The organism is Kitasatospora mediocidica KCTC 9733 (genome assembly GCF_000744225.1).
Lineage (GTDB): Bacteria > Actinomycetota > Actinomycetes > Streptomycetales > Streptomycetaceae > Kitasatospora > Kitasatospora mediocidica.
The window spans coordinates 2,216,164-2,239,448 of the sequence record NZ_JQLN01000005.1 but is presented as its reverse complement, the minus strand read 5'-3'; the positions used below and the strand labels follow the sequence as shown (position 1 = coordinate 2,239,448).

Here is a 23,285-nt window from a genome sequence, read left to right as displayed (position 1 = left end):
GTCCCAGATCAAGGCATCGGCCGCGCGTTGCCGAGAATTCACCTTCAGGCAGCCGTCGGTTCACCACAGCGGGCGCGCGCGGTCGCCCACACGGCCCAGTCTGGGCCGGGCAGCCCGTGTGAGGTCGTGACGCGCGTACGATGCGCGCCACCCGCAGCGGTCGTCCGGCGGTCAACCGCGGACGGACCGGTCGGCACCGCCACCGACACAGCTACTGAGGAGAGAAGTAAGCATGCGCGACTCGTACCACGAGGAACTCGACTCGATCGGCGACGGCCTGGTCGAGATGGCCAGGCTGGTCGGCTCGGCGATGGGCCGCGCCACCACCGCACTGCTCGACGCGGACCTGGCTCTGGCGGAGGGCGTGATCGCGGCGGACGCCAAGGTCAACGACCTGCACCACGAGCTGGAGAACCGCGCGATCGACCTGCTGGCCCGCCAGCAGCCGGTCGCCACCGACCTGCGGATCGTGGTGACCAGCCTGCGGATGAGCGCCGACCTGGAGCGCTGCGGTGACCTCGCCCGGCACGTCGCCAAGGTCGCCCGGCTGCGCTACCCCGAGTCGGCCGTCCCGAACGACCTGCACCCGATCGTCCTGGAGATGGGCCAGCTCGCCCAGCGCCTGGTGGCCAAGGCCGGTCAGGTGATCGCCACCAAGGACGTCGACGCCGCGCTCCAGCTGGAGCGGGACGACGACGCGATCGACGAGCTGCACCGCGAGCTCTTCGCGCACCTGATCGACGACCGCTGGCAGCACGGCATCCAGACCGGCGTGGACGTCACGCTGATCGGCCGCTACTACGAGCGCTTCGCCGACCACGCGGTCTCGGTCGCCAAGCGGGTGGTCTTCCTGGTCACCGGCGAGCACGCCAGCGAGTTCGTCCCCGAGGACCGGCCGCTCACCGGCGCCTGAGCACCGCGCGGCGCGGGGGCTGGGCCCGGCGTGGGGGCGCACGAGGACTGTGCGCCCCCACCACTACGCGCCCGTTGACGCCCCCCGGGGACGGGCGCTTCACTCGACGGGCAGGCAGCCCATCACCGGCTGCCTCGATCGAGGAGGGCTCAGCACCATGACCACCACTCCCGCCCGGCCCGTACCCACCCCCCGTACCGCCGCCGAGTCGGCAGCCCGCCACGCCCGTGCGCACCTGCCGCTGCTGGCCGGCGCCTGCGGCTGCGGCCCGGGCTGCGGCTGCGGCTGCCAGTCCGGTGCTCCCTGCCAGTGCGGCGGCGTCAGCGGCGGCTGCTGCGGCGGCCACTGACCGCGCTGCCCGCACACGCCAGCGGGGCCCGGCCGACCGGCCGAGCCCCGCTGAGTCGTTTCTGCGGCTACTTCTTGCCCTGGTTCTTCACGGCCTCGATGGCCGCGGCGGCGGCGTCCGCGTCCAGGTACCGGCCGCCGGGGTTGACCGGCTTGAAGTCGGCGTCCAGCTCGTAGACCAGCGGGATGCCGGTGGGGATGTTGAGGCCGGCGATGGCCTCGTCGGAGATCCCGTCCAGGTGCTTGACCAGCGCGCGCAGGCTGTTGCCGTGCGCGGTGACCAGGACGGTCTTGCCGGCGGCCAGGTCCGGGACGACTGCGTCGTACCAGTACGGCAGCATGCGGTCGACGACGTCCTTGAGGCACTCGGTGCGCGGACGCAGCTCGCTCGGGATGTCGGCGTAGCGGGCCTCACCGGACTGCGAGAACTCGCTGCCGTCGGCCAGCTCCGGCGGCGGGGTGTCGTAGGAACGGCGCCACAGCTGGAACTGCTCCTCGCCGAACTCGGCCAGCGTCTGGGCCTTGTCCTTGCCCTGCAGAGCGCCGTAGTGGCGCTCGTTCAGCCGCCAGCTGCGGCTGACCGGAATCCAGTGCCGGTCAGCCTTGTCCAGGGCGATCTGCGAGGTGCGGATCGCGCGGCGCAGCAGCGAGGTGTGCACCACATCGGGGAAGAAGCCCTCGGAGGCGAGGAGTTCGCCACCGCGTGCGGCCTCCTTCTCGCCCTTCTCGTTGAGGTCGACGTCGACCCAGCCGGTGAAGAGGTTCTTCTGGTTCCACTCGCTCTCGCCGTGACGGAGCAGGATGAGTCGGTAGGTCGTGTCAGCCATGGCCCACATCTTAGGGGAGCCGAAAAGGGACTGTTCGGACGCGCAGTTCACCGGTAATGTGCGTTTATCACTTGAGCCACTTACCGTTCCGCTGGCCGGACACCCCGCACCGGATGGCGGGACCCCTGCTGTCGGGAGCCAGCCGTGACGACCCCAGCCCCACGTGACCACGGCAGGCTCCGGCGAGCCGCCGCGGAGTCCCTCGGCGGACTGCCGCAACAGTTCTGGTGGCTCTGGATCTCCACGCTGGTCAACCGGCTCGGCGGCTTCGTCGTCACCTTCCTCGCGCTCTACCTCACCGCCCAGCGCGGCTATTCGGCGACATACGCCGGCCTGGTCGCCTCGCTCTACGGCCTCGGCGCGATGATCGCCTCGCTCTACGGCGGCGTGCTGACCGACCGGATCGGCCGGCGGCCCACCATGCTGGTCGCCCAACTGCTCACCGCCGCCAGCACCGTGGCCCTGGGGCTCGCCGACGGACAGCTGACCATCGCGGCGGTGGCCTTCCTGGTCGGCCTCAGCAGCAACGCCTCGCGGCCGGCCATCTCGGCGGTCATCGCGGACGTGGTGCCCGAGGAGGACCGGACCCGGGCCTACGCGCTGAACTACTGGGCGATCAACATCGGCTTCGGCGTCTCGGCGGCGGTGGCCGGCCTGGTGGCCGCGCACGGATATCTCCTGCTGTTCATCGTGGACGCGGCCTCCACCCTGCTCTGCGCGCTGGTGGTCTTCGTCAAGGTCCCCGAGACCCGGCCGGCCAGGGTCCCCCGCGACCGGGTCGAGCCGCAGGTCACCCTGGGCACGGTCTTCCGCGACCGGCGGTTCATGGCCGTGGTCGGGCTCACCTTCCTGTTCGCCATGGTGATGCAGCAGGGCAGCACCACGCTGGCCGTACAGATGGGCGAGGCCGGGCTGAGCACCACTCAGTTCGGCCTGGTGGCAGCGGTCAACGGGCTGCTGATCGTCCTGCTGCAGATCCCGGTGACCCGGCTGACGCGGCACCACGAGCGCGGAACCCTGCTACTGGTCGGCGGGCTGCTGGTGGGCTGGGGCTTCGGACTGACGGCGTTCGCCGGCGCTTCGCCCCTGTTCTACGGCCTGACCGTGGCGGTCTGGACGGTCGGCGAGATCATGCAGATGCCCACCACCATGGGCCTGGTCGCCGAGCTGTCGCCCGCCCACGCCCGCGGGCGCTACCAGGGGACGCACTCGCTCGCCTGGTCGGCGGCGTCCTGCCTGGGCCCCGCGGCCGGCGGGTTCCTGCTCGACCACGCGGGCGGCGGCGTGCTGTGGGGCAGCTGCGCGGTGATCGGGACGGTCGCGGGCGTCGGGTTCATGGTGCTCGGACGCCGGACCGGCACGGCGGCCGCCGACACCGGGGGCGACTCCGTCCCCGCCTCGGCCCCGGCGGCGGCGGAGTCGTAGTCAGGGGCGCTCAGGCCCGGACAGGTGGGTGAAGGCGTCCAGGTTGCGGGTCGACTCGCCGCGCTTGGTGCGCCACTCCCACTCACGCCGGATCGCCGAGGCGAAGCCCAGTTCGAGCAGGGTGTTGAAGGGCTCGTCGGCGTTCTGCAGCACGGCGCCGAGCAGCCGGTCCACGACATCCGCGGTCAGCCCCTCCAGCGGCAGCCGTCCGGTCAGGTAGACGTCGCCGAGGGAGTCCAGCGCGTACCCGACGCCGTACATCCGGGTGTTGCGCTCCAGCAGCCAGCGGAAGACGGCCTCGTGGTTCTCGTCCGGCCGGCGGATCACGAAGGCGTTCACCGAGAGGCTGTGGTCGCCGACCCGCAGGGCGCAGGTGGTGCTGAGCTTACGGGTGCCGGGGAGCGTCGCGACCAGCGTGTACGCGTCGCTGACGGCCGGCTCCCACGGCACGCCGGCCTCGTCGAGGGCGGCGCGCAGCACGGAGAGGGCCTCGTCCTTGGTACGGGTTGCCATGGCGGTGACGTTACCCGCTGGTACCGGCACGCCGCAGCGGCACACCGGTACCTGGCGCGGGCTACGCGCGACGGCGGCGGGTACCTCCGCCGAGCCAGGCGTCCGGACGCACCAGCGCGCCCGCGTACACCTCGGCCGTGCCGCCGGCGGCCGCGCCCCAGCCGAAGCGGGCCGCGTGACGGGCCGCCGCCTCACCCTGCCGCGCCACCAGCTCCGGCTGCAGGGCGTACGGCTCCAGCGCGCGCGCCCAGTCCTGCGGATCGTGGCCGGGCACCAGCGTCCCGGTCTCGCCGTCCCGGACGGCGACCGGCAGGCCGCCGACCGCGGCCGCCACCACCGGCGTCCCACAGGCCTGCGCCTCCAGCGCCACCAGCCCGAAGGACTCGCTGTAGGAGGGCATCACCAGGGCCGTCGCCGCCCGGTACCACTGGGCCAGCTCGGGCTGGCCGACCGGCGGATGAAACCGCACCACGTCGCAGATGCCCAGCTGGGCGGCGAGCTTCTGCAGGCTCTTGGGCTCGGCCAGTCCCGTCCCCGAGGGGCCGCCGACCACCGGCACCACCAGGCGATCGCGCAGCTCGGGCCGGCGGTCGAGCAGCACCGACACCGCCCTGAGGAGCACGTCGGGCGCCTTGAGCGGCTGTATCCGCCCGGCGAACAGCAGCACCACGGCGTCCTGCGGCAGCCCGAGCGCGGAGCGGGCGGCGGCCCGGTCACCGGGGCGGAACACCTCCAGATTGACGCCGGGGTGCACCACCGCCAGCTGGTCGGGCCGGGCGCCGTAGTGCTGGGCCAGCTCGCCGGCCTCGTCCGCGGTGTTGGCGATCAGCCGGTCCGCGGCCTCGACCACCTGGCTCTCGCCGATCAGCCGGGCGGCCGGCTCGGGGGTGTCACCCTCGGCCAGCGCCGCGTTCTTGACCTTGCCCATGGTGTGCATGGTGTGCACCAGCGGCACACCCCAGCGCTCCGCGGCCAGCCAGCCGACCTGGCCGGAGAGCCAGTAGTGCGAGTGGACCAGGTCGTAGTGGCCCGGCCGGTGGCCGGCCTCGGTGCGCAACACGCCGTGCGTGAAGGCGCAGAGCTGGGCCGGCAGGTCCTCCTTGATCAACCCCTCGTACGGGCCGGCCGTGACGTGCCGCACCAGCACCCCAGGCGCCAGCTCCACGGTGGGCGGCAGGTCGGAGGAGGTGGCCCGGGTGAAGACCTCGACCTCGATGTCGAGATCGGCCAGCCGCTTGGCCAGCTCGACGATGTAGACGTTCATCCCGCCCGCGTCGCCGGTGCCCGGCTGGTGCAGCGGGGAGGTGTGGACGCTCAGCATCGCCACCCGGCGCGGGCGGCGGGCGCGACCGCCGACGAGCACCTGCAAGCGCCCGCGCGTGGGCGCGAGCGTGGTCTGGGCGCGACGCGCCGTCCGTACCGGGTGCTGGGTCACCTGGCTGAAGCCTCCTCTTGCTCCCCGACCGATTCGGCGGGCATACATCCAGTGTCACAACCGTGGCGCCGAACGCCGGTATTCCCGCGGGGACGCATGAGATCGCGCGCATCCGGCCGCGTAGGCTGCGGGGCATGGCCGCCTCGTTCGACCCCGCCGCTGCCCGTGGGCGGTCCACCCGCCCGGTCGGGACGGTCACCCGGGGCACCACCAACACCAACCGGCTGCGCCGGATGGACCGCTGGATCGCGCACACCCTGGGACCCGCGCTGCGCGCCGCGCCGCAGCCGCCGGTCGCGGTGGACCTCGGGTACGGCGCGGCGCCCTGGACGGCGGTGGAGTTGTCCACCCGGCTGCGCGTCGTCCGGGCGGACGTCCGGACGGTCGGCATCGAGATCGAGACCGAGCGGGTCGCCGCCGCGCTGCCCTACGCCGACCCGCCGCTGCTGAGCTTCCGGCGCGGCGGCTTCGAGGTGCCGTTGGACGGGACGCCGCCGCTGCTGATCCGGGCGGCGAACGTGCTGCGGCAGTACGAGGAGTCGGCGGTGGCCGCGGTCTGGGAGCGGCTCTGCGGACGGCTGGCGCCGGGCGGGCTGCTGGTCGAGGGGACCTGCGACGAGATCGGGCGGCGCCATGTCTGGGTCGCGCTGGGCCCGCAGGGGCCGCGGACGGTGACCTTCGCCGCGCGGCTGGGCGGGCTCGGCCAGCCGTCCGACCTGGCCGAACGGCTGCCCAAGGCGCTGATCCACCACAACGTACCGGGGCGGCCGGTGCACGCCTTCCTGACGGACTTCGACCGGGCGTGGTCGGCCGCGGCACCGTACGGGGCGTTCGGCGCGCGGCAGCGGTGGGTCGCGGCCTGCACGGCGCTGGCGGGAAGCTGGCCGCTGGTCGACGCGCGGGGGCGGTGGCGGCAGGGCGAGGTCACGGTGCCGTGGGAGACGCTGGCGCCGTGAGGCGCCGACGGCCCGGTGATCATCGATTCACTCGAACGAGTTATCGAATTCCCCTGGCGTGTTGACGGCCCCGCGCGTCACGATAGGGGCGGTCGCACGAGCTGCCGTCAGCTCCACTGGACCAGCTCACGCCGCGCGCGTTCGAAGGCCTCGTACGCCGCTGCGCCGAACAGCACGAACCGCACCTCGACCAGCCCTGCCACTCCACCATCGGCTCCGGCCTCGTCGGCTCCCAAGCCACTCGGCCCACCGTTCGACACCTCGCCCTCCGCCGACCGGCAGGCCTCGGCCACCGTCGTGAGGGCGATCCGCGCCGCGTCCTCCAGCGGCCAGCCGTACACCCCGGTCGAGATCGCCGGGAACGCCACCGTCCGCGCACCCAGCCCACCTGCCACCCGCAGGGACTCCCGATAGCAGGAGGCCATGAGCTCAGCCCGCCCGCCGTACTCCTCGGCCAGATAGACCGGCCCGACCGTGTGCACCACCCAGCGAGCCGGCAGCTGCCCGGCCGTGGTGGCGACGGCCCGGCCCGTCGGCAAGCCCTTGCCGTAGTGCGAGGCACGCAGTGCGCGGCAGTCCGCGAGGATCTCCGGGCCGCCCTTGCGGTGGATGGCGCCGTCCACTCCACCACCCCCGAGCAGGGACGAGTTGGCGGCATTGACCACCACGTCCACCTGCTGTTCCGTGATGTCACCCTCGACCAAAGTGATCTGTGTCACTGCACCCGCCTCCCGCCAAGACACCGCCCGACACGAGTGCCCAACGTAATCGCTCGTCCCGCCATGAGCGTGGCTCCTGCCACATCGGCGCCGGTCGGCCAGAGAAATTTCCGGAGATCACGTTATGGTCGCGAGAAAGTCTCCGACACCTAGGCGGGCACTGCGCGCGGATGTCGACCGTTGCCCAGTCGGGGAAAGGGAGGATCGACCAATGCCCGCAACGGGAGACGGGCGGGCGCCGAGCGCCACGCACCGGCCGGGCGCCGCTGCCGGAGTGCTGGCCACCCGCAGGGGCAGCGCCGCCGGACGCCCCGCCGAGTTCCCGGGCAGCCTCCCGGTGAGCCGCCCGACACACCCGACCGACGTCGAGAGCAGGGCCGGACACCTCGAGTCCGCCCCGATACCGCGCCCGCGGACGACGGTCGGCGGGCCGGTGGCAAGCGCCCCCGAGACCCCGTTCCGACTTCTGGTGATCGAGGACGACGCCTCCGACGTGGCCCTGATCGATCAGCTCGTCAGGGACAGCTGCGCACCGATCGAACTCCACTGGGCCAGCGGCATCGAACAGGCCGCCGCTCAGCTCTCGACCACGTCCGCGACCGGCCGGCGGAGCCGACCGCGTGGCGCCGGTTTCAGCTGCGTGCTCCTCGACCTCGCGGCGCCCGCCACGTCGCCGGCCCCCGACCAGGCCACGGCCACTCCGGGCGCCCCGGGCACGGCAGCCGTCGCCTCGGACACGCCGGACAGCTCCGGCGACCCTGACCAGCTGGACCGGCTCGACGGGCTGCGCGAGCTGCTGCGCCGCGCCCCCAACACCGCCGTCGTGGTGCTGACCGACGCGGCGGCGTCCGACCTCGGCGCGGCGGCGGTCGCCGCCGGTGCCCAGGACTTCCTGGTCAAGCACGAGACGGACGGACCGCTGCTGGCCCGCGCCCTGCGCTACGCGGTCGAGCGCAAACGGGCCGACGAGTCCCAGCGCCGCCTGGTGGAGGCGGAGCTGCGCGGCCAGGAGAACGCCCGCCTGCAGCGCCACCTGCTGCCCACCCCGCTGCTCGACGGCGCCCGGCTCTCCTTCACCCGCCGCTACCGTCCCGGCCGCCGCCGGGCGCTGCTCGGTGGCGACTTCTACGACGCCGTCCGCACCGACGACGGCACCGTCCACGTGGTGATCGGCGACGTCTGCGGCCACGGCCCGGACGAGGCCGCCCTCGGCGTGGCGTTGCGGATAGCGTGGCGCACCCTGGTCTTCGCCGGGCTCACCGGGCAGGCCCTGCTCACCACCTTGCAGCACGTCCTGGAACACGAGCGGCGCAGCGACGAGATCTTCGCGACGCTCTGCATGATGGTCCTGTCCTCCGGTCCTGCCGAGACCACCGGAGCCGTCGGCGTTGCCGGAGCTGCCGGAGCCGGGGGCGCCGCCAAGAGCGGCAAGCCCGGCAGCCGGTCGGCGACGACACCGCCCGAGCACGCCCGCCTCTACCTGGCCGGCCATCCGTCGCCGCTGCTGCTGAGCCCGGACGGCAGCCCGGTGCTGCTCCCGTTCGAACAGGCCGGACCGGCCCTGGGCCTGCTGCCCTGCGACGACGGCCAGGCCGTCTGGCCGGCCCAGGAGGTGGAACTCCCGCCCGGCTGGGGCCTGCTGCTCTACACCGACGGCCTGGTCGAGGGACGCGTCGGCAACGATTCACGCCGACTGGGCCAGGACGGCCTGATCGAGCTGATCGGCAACCACCAGGCCGCCGGACTGACCCGGGGCCGACTGGTCGACAGCGCCATCGCCGAGGTCGAGGAACTCAACGGCGAGGCGCTCACCGACGACGTGGCCGTCCTGCTGCTGGAGCGCACCCAGACGCCGCTCATCATGGGCTGACCATCGGCCGCAGCCGACGCACGACGTGAAGGGGCCCGTCCCGCCGGCCGGCGGGACGGGCCCCTTCGTCGCTCTTCAGGTCTCAGCGCGGGAGCGGGAGAGGTGTCACCAGGGCCCGTACGGGCCGATGTTGCGTCGGCCGCCACCGCCGCGCCCGTCCGTCAGCTGCTTGATCGCGGGCCGGACGTCGACCATGTAGACGATCGCGGCGACCAGGCCGACCAGGGCCAGCGGCGCCAGCACGCTCGCGCCGAAGAGCAGGTCGACACCGAGCGCGAGGCCGAGGATGACCAGCCAGAAGCGCTTGGACTTCTTGTCGGCCGCCCGATAGGCGTCGTCGCGCCGCAGCGCGGCGTCCACGAAGGCGAACAACTTGAACAGCACCATCGCGGTGGACAGCCACCAGAACGGGTTCAGGACGTCGAACAGCAGGATCTCCACTGCGGTCTCCTCACTACGGCTGCGGCTGCACCACGGAACGGCTGCCCGTCACAGCGCCGCCTACCCTCCACACCACTCCAACGTACCGGCTGGGCCGGATGTGCCGGGCTACTTCGCGCCGGTGCTCTTTCGCGCCCTCGGGGCCTTCTTGGCAGGCGCCTCGTCCACGGCCTCGGTCTCAACCGACTCGGCGGTCTCGGCGGTCTCGACCAGTTCGGCGGTCTCGACCGGCTCGACCACGTCGACGACGACTGCGGCCGGCCTGGCCGGCCGGTCCGCCCCCGCGAGCTCCGACTCGCCGGTCGACGGCGCGGTCGACCGCTCGTCCGTGCCGGCGGTCGACTGGCCCTTGTCCACGACCGCCTGGCCGCGCACGGCGAGCTCGTCGTAGACCTCCTTCGCCTTGACGGCGAACTCCATGGCCCGGCCGACCTGCTGGAGCGCGAAGCCCTGAGCCAGCTCCTGCAGCGCCTTGAAGTCGGTCGGCAGCGCGGTGACCGTCCCGGCCACCTTCGCCGGCGCCCCGACCAGCCGGGCCTGCGCCTCCTGGAGGCGGGCCGCAGCCAGCTCCTGGGCACCCTTGCGGTCGCCCGCGAACGCCTCGACCTTGGCCGGCACCTCGCGCAGCTTCTCGTACGCGAGGTCGCTGGCGCCCGCGAGGGCGTAGAGCGGGGTCGGGTCGCTGAGGGTCTTCTTGATGTCGTCGGTGATCGGCATGACTGGTCCTCCTAGGCTCGAAAGCCCGGCAACGGGCCTGTCGTAGCTGTTCTGTGGTGGCTGTCTGTCATTCCGGCGCCGGCCCGGGCGGGCGGCACCACGTACGGGAGTGCTCAGCCCCCGGTAGCCGGTGCCCTGGGCACCTCGACCGGCGGCGTGTTCTTCCCGTCCCCTTCGAGAGCGCCCTCGTGGAGACCGCCCTCCTTCAGGCCGTCCTCCTTGAGGCCGTTCTCCTTGAGGCCGTTCTCCTTGAGGAACGCCTCGTACACCGCGAGCAGCGCGTGCTTCTGCTGCTCGCTGATGTACGGGTCGGCGAGGATCGAGGCCCGCAGTTCGAGCCCCTCGTCACGCCGCTCCTCAAGGATCCCGGCCTGCACGTAAAGCGTCTCGGCGGAGATCCGCAGCGCCTTCGCGATCTGCTGCAGAATCTCCGCGCTCGGCTTGCGCAGCCCACGCTCGATCTGGCTGAGGTAGGGATTGGAAACCCCTGCGACCTCCGCCAACTGCCGCAACGAGTACTGCGCACTCCGCCGCTGCTCGCGGATGTACTCGCCCAGCGAGCCGACGTTCAGTGAGGCCATACCAGGAGTCTGCCCCCAGCTGCTTGCAAATGCAAGCAGACTGCTAGCGCCAGCAACCACTCCGGTGTGACTGCGCACGGTAGATGGCCACGACGGTCGTTCTGCCGGTCGTCCCTCGACGAGGCCGGGGAACGGATCTCAGGATGTCTCGGACAATCCAGAAGCGGGACTGCCGGTACATAGGAGCGTTGGGGTCGTCAGCCCGCGACGGGAAGATCGCCCGGCTGCGTGACCACTTCGCGCCAGAGTTGATGAGCTGATGAGCTGATGACGCCGGAGTGACGACGCGCCGCGTGGTTCCAGGAATCCTGGCAGATCAGTTCCGACAGGTCACGTCACCAGCAGGGCCGCGAGGTCGCAGGAAATTCCAGGTGCCGACCCGCCGGCCCCTGTCAGGATGCCCGGCATGACGATGCGTGCACTCAGTTTCGGGGCGGTGGCCCACGCCTACGAACGGTTCCGCCCGGGATATCCGGTCGAACTCCTCGACCTGGTGCTGACGTACGCGATTCGGCCGGTGCGGACCGCCCTGGAGATCGGTGCCGGAACGGGCAAGGCCACCCGCCTGTTCGCGGAGCACGGGGTCGCGGTCACCGCGTCCGAGCCCGACGAGGCCATGCTCGCCGAGCTGCGCAAGCACGTGCCGGCCGGGGTCAGGACGGAGCGGGCCGCATTCGAGGAGCTGCCCTTGGGCGAGCGGTACGAGCTGGTCTACGCGGCGGCGGCATTGCACTGGACGAGCCCGGCGGGCCGCTGGCAGCGGATGGCGGCGCTGCTGGAGCCCGGCGGCGTGTTCGCCTCGTTCGGCGGCCCGATCCGGCTGGCCGACCTGGAACTGGCGCAGGCCGTCCAGAGGGCCCAGGTCCCGTTCCTGGACACCGACGAGATTCCGTCCCCTGACGGCACGTTGCCCGGACAGTCCATGCAGTGGCCCGGCACCGAACTCCAGCAGTCCGAGTGGTTCACGGACGTGCGGCAGGCCGAGATCGAACGGCGGCTCACGATGACCGCCCACGAGTACATCGACCACCTGTCGACCATCTCGGCCTACCTGATCCTGTCGGCAGCCGACCGGGAGCAGGTGTTTCGCCGGATCCGGGAGGTGCTTCCCGCCACGGTCGAGCTGAACGCCGACCTGACGGTGCACCTCGCCCGCCGCCGGCCGCAGGAGTAGCACCGCCACGGCAGTGGGTGCCGATCAGTGCCCCACTGCCTGCGCGCATGCCGGGCCCCGTTTAAATCGAGTAGCCCCGACCAGCGGCGGAACGTAGCGTCGGAGGCATGAAGCTGCTCTCGGTCAACGTCGGTAGGCCCCGGCCGAACCCCTGGAAGGGCCTCGCCCAGACGGGTATCGACAAGCGGCCGGTCGACGGCGCGGTGGCGGTCGGCGAACCCGGTCCGCGCGGGACCGGGGCGGTCGGGCTGGCCGGCGACCGGGTCTACGACCTGCGCAACCACGGCGGTACCGACCAGGCCGTCTACGCCTACGCCCGGGAGGATCTCGACCGCTGGGAGCCCGAGTTGGGCCGACGCCTCGCCTCCGGTTCGTTCGGGGAGAACCTGACCACGCTGGGCGTCGACGTGAACGGCGCCCTGATCGGTGAGCGGTGGCGGATCGGGGCGACGGTCGTCCTGGAGGTCTCCTGTCCGAGGATTCCGTGCGGGACGTTCCAGGGGTGGTTGGAGCGGGCCGGCTGGATCAAGCAGTTCACCCAGGCGGCACTGCCCGGGGCTTATCTGCGGGTGGTCGAGCCGGGCGACATCCGGGCCGGCGACCCGGTCGAAATCGCCTACCGGCCCGACCACGACGTGACGATCGCGCGCACCTTCCGTGCGTTGACCCTGGAACCGGAGTTGCTGCCAACGCTGTTGGCCGCCGACGCCCTGCCGCCGGAGACCAGGGAGCTGGTCCGGCGGCGCACCGTCCGGTAGCGGTCGTCGAGAGCCGCGGTCGCTACCGTGGGCTCAGCCGAGGCGGATCGGCATCAGGAGCGAGAAGGAACCGTCACCACTGGCCGGTCGGATCGCCAACGGGCTGATCGCACCGCCGAGTTCCAGGATGAGCTGACCCTGAACGCCGGCTGCCAGCGCCTCCAGCAGGAACTCCCGGTTCACCGCGACCCGCAGGCCGTCCGGCTCCTGCGCCGTGCGGGCGTCCTCGTCGACGGCACCCTCGTCCACGGCGTCCGCGCCGACGGCGTCCTCCGCGACCCGGACGTTCCCGGCCTCGTCGACAGCGAGGACGGTGACCGCGACCTCGTCGCCGTCCGGAGCGGACGCACTGGTGCGGGTCGGGCCCTGGGCCACCGCCCGGCGCAGTTCGGCCGCCTCGATGCCGGCCCGGTGGGTGGTCTCCAGGCGCAGCAGGCGGCGGTAGTCGGGAAAGTCCAGGTCCAGGCTGTCTCCCTCGGCCCGCTGCCCGTCCGCCGAGGCGGCCACCCGCCCGCCGTCCAGCAGCAGCGTCAGCTGCTCGGCACCGACGGCCTCGGCCAACGCGCGAATCTCGTCGGCCAGTGCCACGGGCAGCAGCGCCTGTACGGCTTCCGCCGCCGCGCTGTCCGCCGCACGGCGGACGGTGGCCTGGGCGACCGCGATCCGGTAGCGGTCGGTGGCGACCAGGTGCAGCACGTCGCCGTCCAGATCGAACAGGACGCCGCCGAGCATCGGCAGCTCGGGGTCCGTGCTCACGGCGAATCGCACGGCGGCCAGCGCGGCGGCCAACTCGGCGCTTTCCACGGCGAGTCGGACGGTGGTGGTGGATGCAGACATCGGGTGCTCCCTCTGGTCGAGCAGGTCTCGGACGCAGGAGAGTTCGCGACGCGCATCTGCCAGGCCGTCCTCCAGTCGCCGCAGGTGCGCGTCGAGCGCACGGCGGGCGGCCTCGGAATGGGCGGGCTCGGCCAGCACCAGGCGGATATCGGCCAGTGGCAGTCCGACTCTGCGCAGTCGGCAGATCAGCCGGGCATCGGCCAACTGGTCCGGTGCGTACCAGCGGTAGCCGCTCTGCGGGTCCACCCAGGCCGGACCGAACACTCCGGCGCCGTCGTAGAACCGCAGCGCGCTGACCGTCAGGCCGCTCTCCCGGGCCAGCCGGCCGATGCTGCGCATCTCGCTCTCCATGCCGATGACTCTGGAGTCTCGACCAGGTCGAGGGTCAAGCAGGACGACGGTTTCGACAGCAGCGGCGGCGGTGGGCCTGGTCACGAGGTCATCGCTCGGTAGACCGGGGCGAGCAGTACCGCCAGATTCCGGCCCCGCACGGTGATCTGCGGAGGCGGCAACCGGTCGACCGGGAGCTCGGCTTCCTCCTCCTCGTCGTCTGCCGCCTCGCCGAGGACGAACTCGCCGAGCCAGTAGTCCTCCAGGCGATCTATTGCCGAACGATCCGTCATTCCGCGACCGCCTCCTCCGAGAGGGTGACCAGCTCGCGCAGTTCCCCGACGGAAAGCTCGGTGAGCCACTGCTCGCCGCCCCCACCGACCACCGCATCGGCGAGTGCCCGCTTGGACTCGATCATCTCCGCGATCCGCTCCTCCACCGTGCCGACGCATACGAAGGTGCGCACCTGCACGTCCCGTTGCTGCCCGATCCGGTGGGCCCGGTCGGTGGCCTGTTGCTCGACCGCCGGGTTCCACCAACGGTCCAGGTGGATCACCTGGTTGGCGGCCGTCAGGTTGAGCCCGGTGCCGCCTGCCTTGAGCGAGAGCAGGAAGACGCCCGGTCCGTCCTGCTCCTGGAACCGGGTGATCAGCTCCTCGCGGCGACGGGCGCTGAGACTGCCGTGCAGGTAGAGCACCTCGGTATCCAACCGCTCCGCCAGGTGGCGGTGCAGCATCGCGGCGAACTCGGCGTACTGGGTGAAGACCAGCGTGCGGTCACCCTCGGCGAGGGCCGCCTCCAGGGTCTCCTCCAGCCGGGCCAGCTTGCCCGACCGCCCGGCCACGGCCGAGCCGTCGTGCAGCAACTGGGCCGGATGGTTGCACACTTGCTTGAGCTTGCCGATCGCCGCCAGGACGGTCCCCTTGCGCTCGACGCCCTTGATGCCCTCCACCCGGTGCAACAGGTCCGCCACCACGGCCTGGTAGAGGCCCGCCTGCTCGGTGGTGAGCGTGCACCAGACCGTCATCTCCTGCTTGGCCGGCAGCTCGGCGGCCACCCCCAAGTCACCCTTCAGTCGTCGCAGGATGAACGGCCGCGTGCGGCGCTGGAGTTCGGCCAGCCGATCGGCGTTCCCGTTCTGTTCCACCGGGATCCCGTACCGTTCCGTGAACGCCGAGGCCGAGCCGAGCAGGCCGGGGTTGGCGAAGTCGAGGATGGCGTGGAGTTCGGCGAGCCGGTTCTCCACCGGGGTGCCGGTCAGCGCGATCCGATGGTCGGCCGGGAGTGAACGCAGCGCTCTGGACTGGGCGGTGGCGCTGTTCTTGACCATCTGGGCCTCGTCGGCGATCACCCGGCGCCAGGGGATGCGGCGCAGCTGCTCGGCGTCACGCTGGACCAGACCGTAGGTGGTGATCACCAGATCCGCCCCGGCCACGGCGGCGCGCAGCTCGTCGCCGGTGGGGCGCTCGGCGCCGTGCTGGACGTGCACCCGCAGTGACGGCGCGAATCGGGCCGCCTCGCGCCGCCAGTTGCCGACCAGCGACATCGGGCAGACGAGCAGCGTCGGCGCCGCCTCGGCGGGGACAGCGCGCTCGGCCCGGCCGGACTGCCCGCCCTGCTCCGCCCGTTCCGCCTGCTTCACCTGCTCTGCGCGTTCCGCCTGCTCCGCGCTGAGCAGGGCCAACGCCTGGACGGTCTTGCCCAGTCCCATGTCGTCGGCCAGCACCGCGCCCAGGCCCAGCCGGGTGAGTGACCGCAGCCAGGCCACTCCCCGCTCCTGGTAGGGGCGCAGGACGGTCCCGAAGCTGTCGGGCAGCGGCACCACCGTCGACAGCGACGCGGCCGCGCCGTCCTCGGCCTGCGGGCCGGGTCCGGCCGTGCGCTCGGAGAGCAGCTCACCGAGCACCCCGGCCGCCTGGACGGAGGTGACCGGCAGGCCGGCGACCGTGGCCTCCGGATCGAGCGCCAGCCGCAACAGGCGTCCCGGCGTCATCTCACCGCGGCCCTCGCGGGAGAGGAAGGCGACTGCGGCAGCGATCTGTTGGGCGTCGACCTCCACCCACTGGCCGCGGACCCGCACCAACCCCTCCTTGGCGGCGGCCAGATCGGCCAACTGCTCTGCGGTGAGCGGCTTTCCGTCCACGGCGGCCTGCCATTGGAAGGCCACCACGGCGTCACGGTCCACCTGCCCGGGCGTTTCCACCGCTCCGGGCGCGGCCACCCGCGCGGCGAGTGCCATGCCCAGCCGTGGCGGCCGCTGCCACCAGGTCGGCAGCAGTACGCCGAACCCGGCTGCGGTCAGCACCGGCGCAGCCTCCCGCAGGAAGGCGAGCGCGCCGGCCCGGTCGAGTCCCAGCGACTCCGGCCGTCGGCTGCGCAGCGCGGGCCGCAGCTCGTCGCGGCAGCGCACCGCCCGGTCGAACTCGGCAAGGAAGGCCGCCTGCGGGTCGTCGGTCTTGCGCTCGAACGCGGCGAGAGCCGCGCCTCCGGCCCACAGGTCCGCGGTCGGAACGAGCAGCGAGGGCTCGTCGGCGGCCTGGAGCAGGAAGTCGAGGCGCCAGTGATCGTCGGACGGACGGCCCTCGGGGTCCGTGGGGTCCGGGCCGATCGGTTCGACCAGGCGGAAGCAGAGCCGGACGGACGCGGCGACGGGCCCGCCCGAGGCGTACCAGGCGGCGAGGCGGCCGGCCAGCACGTCGAATGCCCCGGCGGGGTTGGCGGGATCGGCGGGATCGGCGGGATCGGCGGCGTCAGTGGTGTCGGCTGGACCGGCGGGGGCGATACGGCCGTCGGCCGCGCCGAGCGCCACGAACCAGCGCTCCGCCAGCGGATCCCGGCCGTCCGCCGCCGTCAGGTCTGCGGGGGGCGCGGGCCTCGGCGGCAGCCGCAGCGCCTGCGGCTGTTCGGCCAGCGCGGCGCGCACCTCGCGATCGGTCAGCACGTCGAGCACCTCTCCCAGCAGATCGGCGCCGGTGCGCTCACCGCGGCAGACCGGGGGGCAGCCGTCCGCCAGAGCGGTGGCCCGGCGACGCCCGGCAGCGTCCAGCACCGGCCGCCAGCGCGCATGCGGCACCCCGCCCTCGCGTACCAGCGCCGGCAGCACCTGCCCCCGCCCGGCCAGCCGCCAGGCGAGATCGTGCACGCCGGTGAGCCAGCGCAGCGACGCCCCGTACGCGACGTCCACCCGCCCGGCCCCCGACAGCTCGGAACTGCTCAACGCCCAACGAGGATCGAAAAGTTCACCCAGCAGTTGGGCCGCCTCGGCCGGTTCGAAGAAGAGCGCCGGAACCCGCCAGGCGCGCAGCGAGACGCCACTCGCGCCCCGCCTCCCCAGCAGCTCGGGCGACGGACTGGGCGAGCCGCTGAGCGAGGGCAGCGACAGGGTCGCCCAGCGCTCCGGCGCCTGCCCGGCCAGCCACTCCAGCCTGGGCCCGATCCCGGCCAGCAGCTCCGCCAGCAGCCCGGCCGAGCAGGCGTACGGGTGCGGGCGCACGGCGTCGGGACCACCGGGGACCGGCAGGCGCGCGGCGGCCTGGGCCCGCGCGTCCTCGGCCCAGAGGGCGAGCCGGCCACCCGCCCGCCAGAGGCCGTGTACGGCGAACATAGGACCCGGCCCTCCGGTCTGCGGACAGTCTCCTTGCAGCGTAGCCGCGACCTGCGACAACCCAGCCGGCCACTGCCGCAGCCACGATCGTCCACGACTTCCCATCGGATGTAGTTGAACATTGAACCAAAGCGCGTTACGGTGGAGTCAACAAGTTGAAGCCTAAACAAATGGCTTCGGACCTCAGGAGGAGCCATGGGCCTTTTCAGCCGCAAGACCGTCACCGCAACCGCCGCCACCACCGTGCTGGAGGCACCGCGCCCCTCCACCGCCACCGGCCCCGACCTGTCGCACCTCACCGGTGACTACGTCATCGACGCGACGCACAGCCGGGTCGGCTTCAGCGTCCGCCACGCGATGGTGACCAACGTCCGTGGCGAGTTCGCCGACTACGACGGCAAGCTCCACCTCGACGGCGGCAACCCGGCCGACTCCCGCGCCGAGCTGGTCATCAAGGTCGCCAGTATCGACACCGGCAACGAGCAGCGCGACGGCCACCTGCGCACCGGTGACTTCTTCGAGGCCGACGCGTTCCCGGAGATCACCTTCCGCAGCACCGCGACCAGCCGGATCGACGCCGACACCTACCGCCTGACCGGCGACCTCACCATCAAGGCCACCACCCGGCCGGTCGTCCTGAACCTCGACTTCACCGGCACGGCGACCGACCCCTACGGCATCGAGCGGGTCGGATTCGAGGGCACGGCCACCATCGACCGGACCGACTTCGGCCTGACCTACAACGCGGCGCTGGAGACCGGCGGGGTGCTGATCGGCGAGAAGGTCAAGCTGAGCTTCGACATCTCCGCCGTCCGGGCCGGCTGACTCCACCCCCTGCGCCCCAGCCCGCCTCCGCCCCCTCGCGCCTGCCCCACCGCCTGCACCTGGGGCAGGATGGCCCGGGACACCAGAACGTGGAGGGGCCGTGGAACTGCGCCAGTTGCGGTACTTCGTCACCGTGGCGGAGGAGCTGCACTTCGGACGGGCCGCCGAGCGGCTGTTGATCGGCCAGCCTGCCGTCAGCCAGCAGATCCGGCGGCTGGAGCGTGAGTTGAAGGTCGACCTGTTCGACCGCACGCCTCGCACGGTACGGCTCACGCCGGCCGGCGAGGCGTTCGTGCCCGCCGCCAGAGCGGTGTTGACCGCCGAGGACGCGGCCCGCACGGTCGCCGCCGACCTCGCCGCAGGACGGCTGGGCACCTTCAGGCTCGGCACGATCACCGGCCTCGGCGAGCGCCTGGACCGGATCCTGGACGCCTTCGAGCAGCACTCCCCGGGCCTGCGCGTGGAGTTGGTCGCGCTCCCGGTCAAGGAACGGCTGGCCCAGCTGGCAGACGGCCGTCTCGACGCCGCCTTCGTCCGCGGGTCGATCGGTCCCGACTCCACCGAGGTACGCCATCTTCCGCTCTGGCAGGATGAGTTGGTCGCCGCCGTGCCCGGCAGGCATCCGCTCGCGCAGCAGCCCTCGCTGAGCCTGTCCGACCTCGCCGAGCTGCCCCTACGGCTCACCGAGCGACGCAACCACCCGGCGCTGGTCGATCTCGTCCTCGACGGCTGCCACCGGGCGGGCTTCGAGCCGATCCCGGGCCCGACCTCCAGCACCCTGCAGGACACCCTGGCGGCAATTGGCTCCGGCACCCCGATGTGGACGGTCGTCTACGCCGCCAACGCGCGGATGATGCGGATCCCCCGGGTCGCCTTCGTCCCCTTCGCGCCGCCCGGACTCGCCCTGCCGACCGCGCTCGCGATCCGCCGGGGCGTCGGCGCCGCGCCGACCGCCTCGGCTGGGCTCGACCTGCTGCTCAGCGCCTGCCGTACGCCTCTGACCAGCAACGATCAGGATTCGTGATCGCTGCGAGAGCGAACCGGGTCTGGGTCGGAGGCGGTCCCCCGCGATGAACTGTTCCCCGTAGGCAGAACGCACCGGAACAGCCGGTGCCGGCCGATCGACCAAGGAGCAGATCATGCCGATCGTCACCGTTCAGCAGGGCCCCCGCACCGTTGAGCTCAAGCGCGACCTGGTCGCCCGGATCACCGACGCCTTCGTGGACGCCTACCAGATCCCGGCCGAGACGGTACAGGTCTGGATCCACGAGGTACCCACCGACAGCTGGGGCGCGGCCGGCAAGCTCATCGCGGACAAGTGACCATCCGGGGTGGCGGATTCGGCCGACGAATCCGCCACCCCGGTCACCGGCCGACAGGCCGACAGGCCGGCCGATGAGCGGGTCAGTCGGCCAGCAGCTCGGCATCCTCGACGGAGAGCCAGCTCCCGGCCGGGCGCAGCAACCAGCCCTCCCGCGCCCCGATCTCCAGGGCCTGCCCGCGCAGCAGCTCAACTCCCCTGCTGGCATCCCCCTTTCGGAACACCATGCCGACCAGGGTGAGCGGCACCGGTTCGACCAGGGGCCGGGTCACGGTACCGACAAGCTCCGGACCACCCAGGGTGGTCAGCATCGGGTCACCGTGCCGGGCGATGTAGCGGGCCGTCTCGTCCACCCCCACGGGCGGCGTGAACGGTGCGGCCGCCGTCAACCCATGGGCCACCAAAAGCCGTTCACCGAAATCCGTCCACTCGGTGGTGGCCGGATTCCCGGCGCAGATGTCCACCGGATGGCCGACCAGATCCGCGATCCGCACCGCGCGGCGCCCCGCGAGCGGATGATCCTGCGGCAGCATCACCGCCAACCGCTCCAGCCTGAGCGGGAGATGGGACAGCTGATCGCGCAGTGCGGTCGGCAGCCCACTGAAGCAACCGAACGAGACGTCCAGCCGGTGAGCAAGCAACTCCCTTGCAGCAGATGAGAGTCCACCGTGGTAGCGGGCCAGGAGCTCGGCCTGTGGATCGGCGGCGCGGGCCGCCGCCAGGATTCGGTCGGCCGTCAGGTCGTCACCGGTGACCGCGCTGTTGAGGTCGACCAGCAGCGGCCGGTCCGCCACCGGAGCCAGGATCTCCTCCTGCAGACTGAGCAACCGGCGGGCCTGCGGCAGCAGTTGTTCACCAGCCGGAGTGAGCGCCACGCTGCGGGTGGTCCGGACGAAGAGGTCGCGGCCGAGTAGCCGTTCCAGCGTGCGGACATCCCGGCTCAGCGCCTGCTGGGCCAGGTGCAGCCTGGCTGCGGCCTGGCCGAAGTGCAGGGTCTCGGCGGTCGCCACGAAACCGCGCAGCAGGCGGGGGTGCAGGTCGACGGGCATGACAGCAGATTAACAACGCAAGTGCGTCAATGCTCCCGAACAGGTGTTGGACCCGCGCCGCACGGACAGCCCAGGCTGAGGGCTCACCCCAACTCCCTCCGCCTGGAGCCCCGTGTTCTCGTCGTACCGCCGTCTCCTCGCCCTGCCCGGCGCGGCCGCCTTCACCTGCTACGGACTGCTCAGCCGACTCTCCTTCGGCATGCTGGGCGTCAGCATGCTCGCCATGATCGCCGACCGACGCGGCTCGTACGCGCTGGCCGGGTCGGTCTCGGCCGCCGGCTTGGTCGGGACGGCCGTCGGACTGCCGCTGCTGGGGCGGCTGGTGGACCGCCACGGCCAGGCCCGGGTGGCCGTGCCCGCCGTCCTGCTGACCGCCCTGCCCCGCATCGCGCTGCTGTTCTGCGTGCACGGCGGAGCACCCGACTGGACGCTGTTCGTCTGCGCCCTCGCCTCCTCCGGCGGACCGAACATCGGCGGCATGGCCCGCGCCCGCTGGGCCCACCTGCTGCGCGACGACCCCGCCGCCCGCCACACCGCCAACTCGCTGGAACAGGCGCTGGACGAGCTCTGCTTCATGACCGGACCGGTCCTCGGGATCCTGCTCTGCACCCGGTTCTTCCCCGAGGCCGGACTGCTGACCTCCACCGTGCTGTCCACCGCGGGCGCACTGCTCTTCGCCGCCCAGCGCCGGACCGAACCGCCGCTCCTCGCGAGCCCCGCGAACGCCCCGCGCTCTGCCGTCCGGACGCCCGGCGCCCTGGTTCTGGTGGCCGCCTTCCTGGCCGTCGGCATGGTCTTCGGATCGCTGGAGATCACCACGCTCGCCTACCTCGGCGGACACGGCCGGCAGGCTGCGGCCGGCGCGCTGTTGGGTCTGCTCGCGGGCGGGTCGTGTGTGTCCGGCCTGCTGTTCGGGCTGCGGCCGGCTCGACGCGGCCCGGTGGTCCGTTTCCTGCTCGGGCTCGCCGCGATGACCGGCCTGCTGGTCCTGCCACTCGCGGCCGCCGCGACCGGCGCGGGGGTGGGGGTGCTGGCCGCCGCCCTCTTCACGGCGGGCAGCGGTACCGCGCCCACCATGGTGACCGGCATGACGCTGCTCCAGCAGGTGCTGCCGGCGGGCACCGTGAACGAGGGCATGGCGCTGGCAGTCTCCGGCATCGTGACCGGCATCTCGGCGGGCTCGGCCGCCGGGGGCCTCATCTCCCAGCAGGCCGGCCCGGCCGCGGGCTACGCCCTCGCCGTCGCCTCGGCCGCGCTCGCCCTGCTGATCACCCTGGCCGGATCGCGCCTCCTCCACCCCCGGGGCAGCGCAGGAGAGCCCGCGAGCCCGCCCGCCGCGCTGACGGCTGACGGCTGACGGCTGACGGCTGACGGCTGACGGCTGACGGCTGACGGCTGACGATATCTGTCAGCCGTACTCCCGCACCCCCGCCGCTACGCCCGCTACGCCTGCTACGCCCAGGTGTACTCGTACTCGGGCAACTCGAAGCCCCCCGGGAAGACCGCCCACCGCTCGTCCGTGCGCACCCCGCCCGCCCGCTCGTAGAACGCGACAGCACGCCGGTTCTCCCGCAGCACCTCCAGGTAGAGCGCCGCGCCGGGGTGCGCCACCCCGGCCCATTCCCGCGCTGCTCGCAGCAGTTCGCCGCCGATGCCGGCCCCGGTCAGACCGGGCCGGACATGCAGGTTGTCCAGCAACAACCGGCCGTCCGGCTGCGGGACGAGGTAGGCGAAACCCACCAGGCTCCCCGGCGCGCTCTCCGCCACCAGCAACCGAGGCGTGTTGGCGGGCTCGCCGTAGTCCACACCGAGCCGGATCTCCCACAGCGCCTGCCGCTCCGCGAGCAGCCCCGCGCCCAGCGCCTCGTCCGGGACGATCCCGGCATACGCGACCCCCCAGCTCTCGGCGTGCAACGCGGCCACCGCCGCAGCGTCGTCGACCCCGCCCACCCGGATCGACACGGCACCGGAACCGGAACCGGCACCGGCACCGGCACCGGCACCGGCATGGGCGCCGGAAGCAACGCGAGGGCCGGGCGGGACAGGGGCACCCGGGCTGGACAGATCTTCGTTCACACCCCGAGCCTGCCACAGAGTCGATCACCCACTCCAAGCTTGAACACGTTCAAAAACAGGTCTACAGTCACGGCCAAGAGGTTTTGAACACGTTCGAAACGGAGTGGTCCGATGGACTACACAGTCGTCAGCTATGCCGCCTACCTGCCCGTCGCCACCGGCGTCACGGTCTGGGTCGCCAGGACGCTCAGCCGGAACGGCAAGATCTTCCTCGCCGATGTCTTCGCCGGGGACAGTGCGCTCGCCGACGCGGTCAACAACCTGCTGGTGGTCGGGTTCTACCTGCTCAACCTGGGATTCGTCGTCCTCTGGATGAAGAGCGGATCGCAGGTCACCAACCTCCAGGGGGTCTTCGACGCCCTCTCGGTGAAGCTCGGATCGGTGCTCCTGATCCTCGGCCTGGTCCACCTGGCCAACGTCTACGTGCTGAACCGGATCCGCCGCCGCGGGGCGCTCGACCGCCAGCACCGCCCGCCGCTCGCCCCCCAGGGCAGGACCCAGCCCGCCGGGGCCTGAGCCCGTACCGCGTTCCCGAACCAAGCGCGTTCCACCGCCGGAGAGCCGGC

At 72.4% G+C, this 23,285-nt stretch carries 24 protein-coding genes; 12 read left to right on the top strand and 12 right to left on the bottom strand.

The annotated features are described in order from the left end of the window. Positions 1-232 precede the first annotated feature (232 nt). Positions 233-913: a phosphate signaling complex protein PhoU gene (gene phoU / locus BS80_RS23975; RefSeq protein ID WP_035800483.1), complete on the top strand. Its 681-nt coding sequence runs from the start codon at positions 233-235 to the stop codon at positions 911-913. Positions 914-1,070: 157 nt separating this feature from the next. Then, entirely contained in the window at positions 1,071-1,262 is a 192-nt protein-coding gene (locus tag BS80_RS23970; RefSeq protein WP_035800480.1) for a hypothetical protein, read from the top strand. 67 nt (positions 1,263-1,329) lie between these two features. Here BS80_RS23970 and BS80_RS23965 read toward each other — a convergent pair whose 3' ends face one another. Then, positions 1,330-2,088: a phosphoglyceromutase gene (locus BS80_RS23965; protein WP_035800477.1), complete on the bottom strand. Its 759-nt coding sequence runs from the start codon at positions 2,086-2,088 to the stop codon at positions 1,330-1,332. Between the two features lie 144 nt (positions 2,089-2,232). On the opposite strand from BS80_RS23965, the gene BS80_RS23960 reads away from it, so the two are divergent. Beyond that, entirely contained in the window at positions 2,233-3,513 is a 1,281-nt protein-coding gene (locus BS80_RS23960) for an MDR family MFS transporter (protein WP_051966977.1), read from the top strand. Here the strand turns inward: BS80_RS23960 and BS80_RS23955 are convergent, their stop codons facing one another. Further along, positions 3,514-4,026: a type III secretion system chaperone family protein gene (locus BS80_RS23955; protein WP_198045600.1), complete on the bottom strand. Its 513-nt coding sequence runs from the start codon at positions 4,024-4,026 to the stop codon at positions 3,514-3,516. 61 nt (positions 4,027-4,087) lie between these two features. After that, positions 4,088-5,461, bottom strand: a complete 1,374-nt coding sequence (gene mshA / locus BS80_RS23950; RefSeq protein WP_408607420.1) for a D-inositol-3-phosphate glycosyltransferase — start codon at positions 5,459-5,461, stop codon at positions 4,088-4,090. Positions 5,462-5,595: 134 nt separating this feature from the next. Here mshA and BS80_RS23945 point away from each other — a divergent pair, with 134 nt between their 5' ends. After that, entirely contained in the window at positions 5,596-6,417 is an 822-nt protein-coding gene (locus BS80_RS23945; RefSeq protein WP_035800474.1) for a hypothetical protein, read from the top strand. Between the two features lie 107 nt (positions 6,418-6,524). Here the strand turns inward: BS80_RS23945 and BS80_RS23940 are convergent, their stop codons facing one another. Next, positions 6,525-7,136, bottom strand: a complete 612-nt coding sequence (locus BS80_RS23940) for an O-acetyl-ADP-ribose deacetylase (RefSeq protein WP_035800471.1) — start codon at positions 7,134-7,136, stop codon at positions 6,525-6,527. A gap of 211 nt (positions 7,137-7,347) precedes the next feature. On the opposite strand from BS80_RS23940, the gene BS80_RS23935 reads away from it, so the two are divergent. Next, positions 7,348-9,006: a PP2C family protein-serine/threonine phosphatase gene (locus BS80_RS23935; RefSeq protein WP_035800468.1), complete on the top strand. Its 1,659-nt coding sequence runs from the start codon at positions 7,348-7,350 to the stop codon at positions 9,004-9,006. A 105-nt stretch (positions 9,007-9,111) separates the two neighbouring features. On the opposite strand, the gene BS80_RS23930 is transcribed toward BS80_RS23935, so the two are convergent. The 3 genes from BS80_RS23930 to BS80_RS23920 all read right to left on the bottom strand — a co-directional run bounded on the left by BS80_RS23930 (position 9,112) and on the right by BS80_RS23920 (position 10,745). Continuing rightward, positions 9,112-9,441, bottom strand: a complete 330-nt coding sequence (locus BS80_RS23930; RefSeq protein ID WP_035802686.1) for a DUF2516 family protein — start codon at positions 9,439-9,441, stop codon at positions 9,112-9,114. 114 nt (positions 9,442-9,555) lie between these two features. After that, positions 9,556-10,164 (bottom strand): hypothetical protein, encoded by a 609-nt coding sequence (locus BS80_RS23925; RefSeq protein ID WP_035800466.1) that lies wholly within the window; start codon positions 10,162-10,164, stop codon positions 9,556-9,558. 113 nt (positions 10,165-10,277) lie between these two features. Beyond that, positions 10,278-10,745 carry a helix-turn-helix domain-containing protein gene (locus tag BS80_RS23920; RefSeq protein WP_083975136.1) on the bottom strand — a complete coding sequence of 156 codons (468 nt, stop codon included), beginning with the start codon at positions 10,743-10,745 and terminating at the stop codon, positions 10,278-10,280. 406 nt (positions 10,746-11,151) lie between these two features. Between BS80_RS23920 and BS80_RS23915 the strand changes: the two genes are divergently transcribed. Next, entirely contained in the window at positions 11,152-11,919 is a 768-nt protein-coding gene (locus BS80_RS23915) for a class I SAM-dependent methyltransferase (protein ID WP_035800464.1), read from the top strand. 107 nt (positions 11,920-12,026) lie between these two features. Further along, entirely contained in the window at positions 12,027-12,677 is a 651-nt protein-coding gene (locus tag BS80_RS23910) for an MOSC domain-containing protein (RefSeq protein ID WP_035800462.1), read from the top strand. A gap of 33 nt (positions 12,678-12,710) precedes the next feature. Here the strand turns inward: BS80_RS23910 and BS80_RS23905 are convergent, their stop codons facing one another. From BS80_RS23905 to BS80_RS23895, 3 genes are all read right to left on the bottom strand, one after another. Beyond that, entirely contained in the window at positions 12,711-13,865 is a 1,155-nt protein-coding gene (locus BS80_RS23905) for a DNA polymerase III subunit beta family protein (RefSeq protein ID WP_035800460.1), read from the bottom strand. A gap of 80 nt (positions 13,866-13,945) precedes the next feature. Next, entirely contained in the window at positions 13,946-14,137 is a 192-nt protein-coding gene (locus tag BS80_RS23900; RefSeq protein ID WP_035800457.1) for a hypothetical protein, read from the bottom strand. Further along, complete coding sequence (locus BS80_RS23895; protein ID WP_035800455.1) at positions 14,134-17,448, bottom strand: DEAD/DEAH box helicase; 3,315 nt, start codon at positions 17,446-17,448, stop codon at positions 14,134-14,136. The genes BS80_RS23900 and BS80_RS23895 overlap by 4 nt, the downstream gene beginning before the upstream one ends. A 195-nt stretch (positions 17,449-17,643) precedes the next feature. Between BS80_RS23895 and BS80_RS23890 the strand changes: the two genes are divergently transcribed. From BS80_RS23890 to dmpI, 3 genes are all read left to right on the top strand, one after another. Further along, positions 17,644-18,273, top strand: a complete 630-nt coding sequence (locus BS80_RS23890; RefSeq protein WP_035800453.1) for a YceI family protein — start codon at positions 17,644-17,646, stop codon at positions 18,271-18,273. Positions 18,274-18,373: 100 nt separating this feature from the next. Further along, positions 18,374-19,297, top strand: a complete 924-nt coding sequence (locus tag BS80_RS23885) for a LysR family transcriptional regulator (protein ID WP_035800451.1) — start codon at positions 18,374-18,376, stop codon at positions 19,295-19,297. 115 nt (positions 19,298-19,412) lie between these two features. Further along, complete coding sequence (gene dmpI / locus BS80_RS23880; protein ID WP_035800449.1) at positions 19,413-19,595, top strand: 4-oxalocrotonate tautomerase DmpI; 183 nt, start codon at positions 19,413-19,415, stop codon at positions 19,593-19,595. An 82-nt stretch (positions 19,596-19,677) separates the two neighbouring features. Here dmpI and BS80_RS23875 read toward each other — a convergent pair whose 3' ends face one another. Further along, positions 19,678-20,643 carry a LysR family transcriptional regulator gene (locus BS80_RS23875; RefSeq protein ID WP_035800446.1) on the bottom strand — a complete coding sequence of 322 codons (966 nt, stop codon included), beginning with the start codon at positions 20,641-20,643 and terminating at the stop codon, positions 19,678-19,680. 142 nt (positions 20,644-20,785) lie between these two features. Between BS80_RS23875 and BS80_RS23870 the strand changes: the two genes are divergently transcribed. Beyond that, positions 20,786-22,000, top strand: coding sequence for an MFS transporter (locus BS80_RS23870; RefSeq protein WP_408607432.1), 1,215 nt, complete (start codon positions 20,786-20,788; stop codon positions 21,998-22,000). 95 nt (positions 22,001-22,095) lie between these two features. On the opposite strand, the gene BS80_RS23865 is transcribed toward BS80_RS23870, so the two are convergent. Then, the gene (locus BS80_RS23865; RefSeq protein WP_035800444.1) at positions 22,096-22,605 is read right to left on the bottom strand and encodes a GNAT family N-acetyltransferase; all 510 of its coding nucleotides are present in this window, start codon (positions 22,603-22,605) and stop codon (positions 22,096-22,098) included. Between the two features lie 225 nt (positions 22,606-22,830). Between BS80_RS23865 and BS80_RS23860 the strand changes: the two genes are divergently transcribed. Beyond that, positions 22,831-23,235: a hypothetical protein gene (locus BS80_RS23860; protein WP_035800442.1), complete on the top strand. Its 405-nt coding sequence runs from the start codon at positions 22,831-22,833 to the stop codon at positions 23,233-23,235. Positions 23,236-23,285: the final 50 nt, after the last annotated feature.

What these genes read in the sequence shown, in the direction of transcription:
- phoU (WP_035800483.1), top strand. Translation starts at nt 233, where the DNA reads ATGCGCGACTCGTACCACGAGGAACTCGACTCGATCGGCGACGGCCTG.
- BS80_RS23970 (WP_035800480.1), top strand. Translation starts at nt 1,071, where the DNA reads ATGACCACCACTCCCGCCCGGCCCGTACCCACCCCCCGTACCGCCGCC.
- BS80_RS23965 (WP_035800477.1), bottom strand. Translation starts at nt 2,088, where the DNA reads ATGGCTGACACGACCTACCGACTCATCCTGCTCCGTCACGGCGAGAGC.
- BS80_RS23955 (WP_198045600.1), bottom strand. Translation starts at nt 4,026, where the DNA reads ATGGCAACCCGTACCAAGGACGAGGCCCTCTCCGTGCTGCGCGCCGCC.
- BS80_RS23945 (WP_035800474.1), top strand. Translation starts at nt 5,596, where the DNA reads ATGGCCGCCTCGTTCGACCCCGCCGCTGCCCGTGGGCGGTCCACCCGC.
- BS80_RS23935 (WP_035800468.1), top strand. Translation starts at nt 7,348, where the DNA reads ATGCCCGCAACGGGAGACGGGCGGGCGCCGAGCGCCACGCACCGGCCG.
- BS80_RS23925 (WP_035800466.1), bottom strand. Translation starts at nt 10,164, where the DNA reads ATGCCGATCACCGACGACATCAAGAAGACCCTCAGCGACCCGACCCCG.
- BS80_RS23920 (WP_083975136.1), bottom strand. Translation starts at nt 10,745, where the DNA reads ATGGCCTCACTGAACGTCGGCTCGCTGGGCGAGTACATCCGCGAGCAG.
- BS80_RS23915 (WP_035800464.1), top strand. Translation starts at nt 11,152, where the DNA reads ATGACGATGCGTGCACTCAGTTTCGGGGCGGTGGCCCACGCCTACGAA.
- BS80_RS23910 (WP_035800462.1), top strand. Translation starts at nt 12,027, where the DNA reads ATGAAGCTGCTCTCGGTCAACGTCGGTAGGCCCCGGCCGAACCCCTGG.
- BS80_RS23905 (WP_035800460.1), bottom strand. Translation starts at nt 13,865, where the DNA reads ATGGAGAGCGAGATGCGCAGCATCGGCCGGCTGGCCCGGGAGAGCGGC.
- BS80_RS23900 (WP_035800457.1), bottom strand. Translation starts at nt 14,137, where the DNA reads ATGACGGATCGTTCGGCAATAGATCGCCTGGAGGACTACTGGCTCGGC.
- BS80_RS23895 (WP_035800455.1), bottom strand. Translation starts at nt 17,448, where the DNA reads ATGTTCGCCGTACACGGCCTCTGGCGGGCGGGTGGCCGGCTCGCCCTC.
- BS80_RS23890 (WP_035800453.1), top strand. Translation starts at nt 17,644, where the DNA reads ATGGGCCTTTTCAGCCGCAAGACCGTCACCGCAACCGCCGCCACCACC.
- dmpI (WP_035800449.1), top strand. Translation starts at nt 19,413, where the DNA reads ATGCCGATCGTCACCGTTCAGCAGGGCCCCCGCACCGTTGAGCTCAAG.
- BS80_RS23875 (WP_035800446.1), bottom strand. Translation starts at nt 20,643, where the DNA reads ATGCCCGTCGACCTGCACCCCCGCCTGCTGCGCGGTTTCGTGGCGACC.
- BS80_RS23860 (WP_035800442.1), top strand. Translation starts at nt 22,831, where the DNA reads ATGGACTACACAGTCGTCAGCTATGCCGCCTACCTGCCCGTCGCCACC.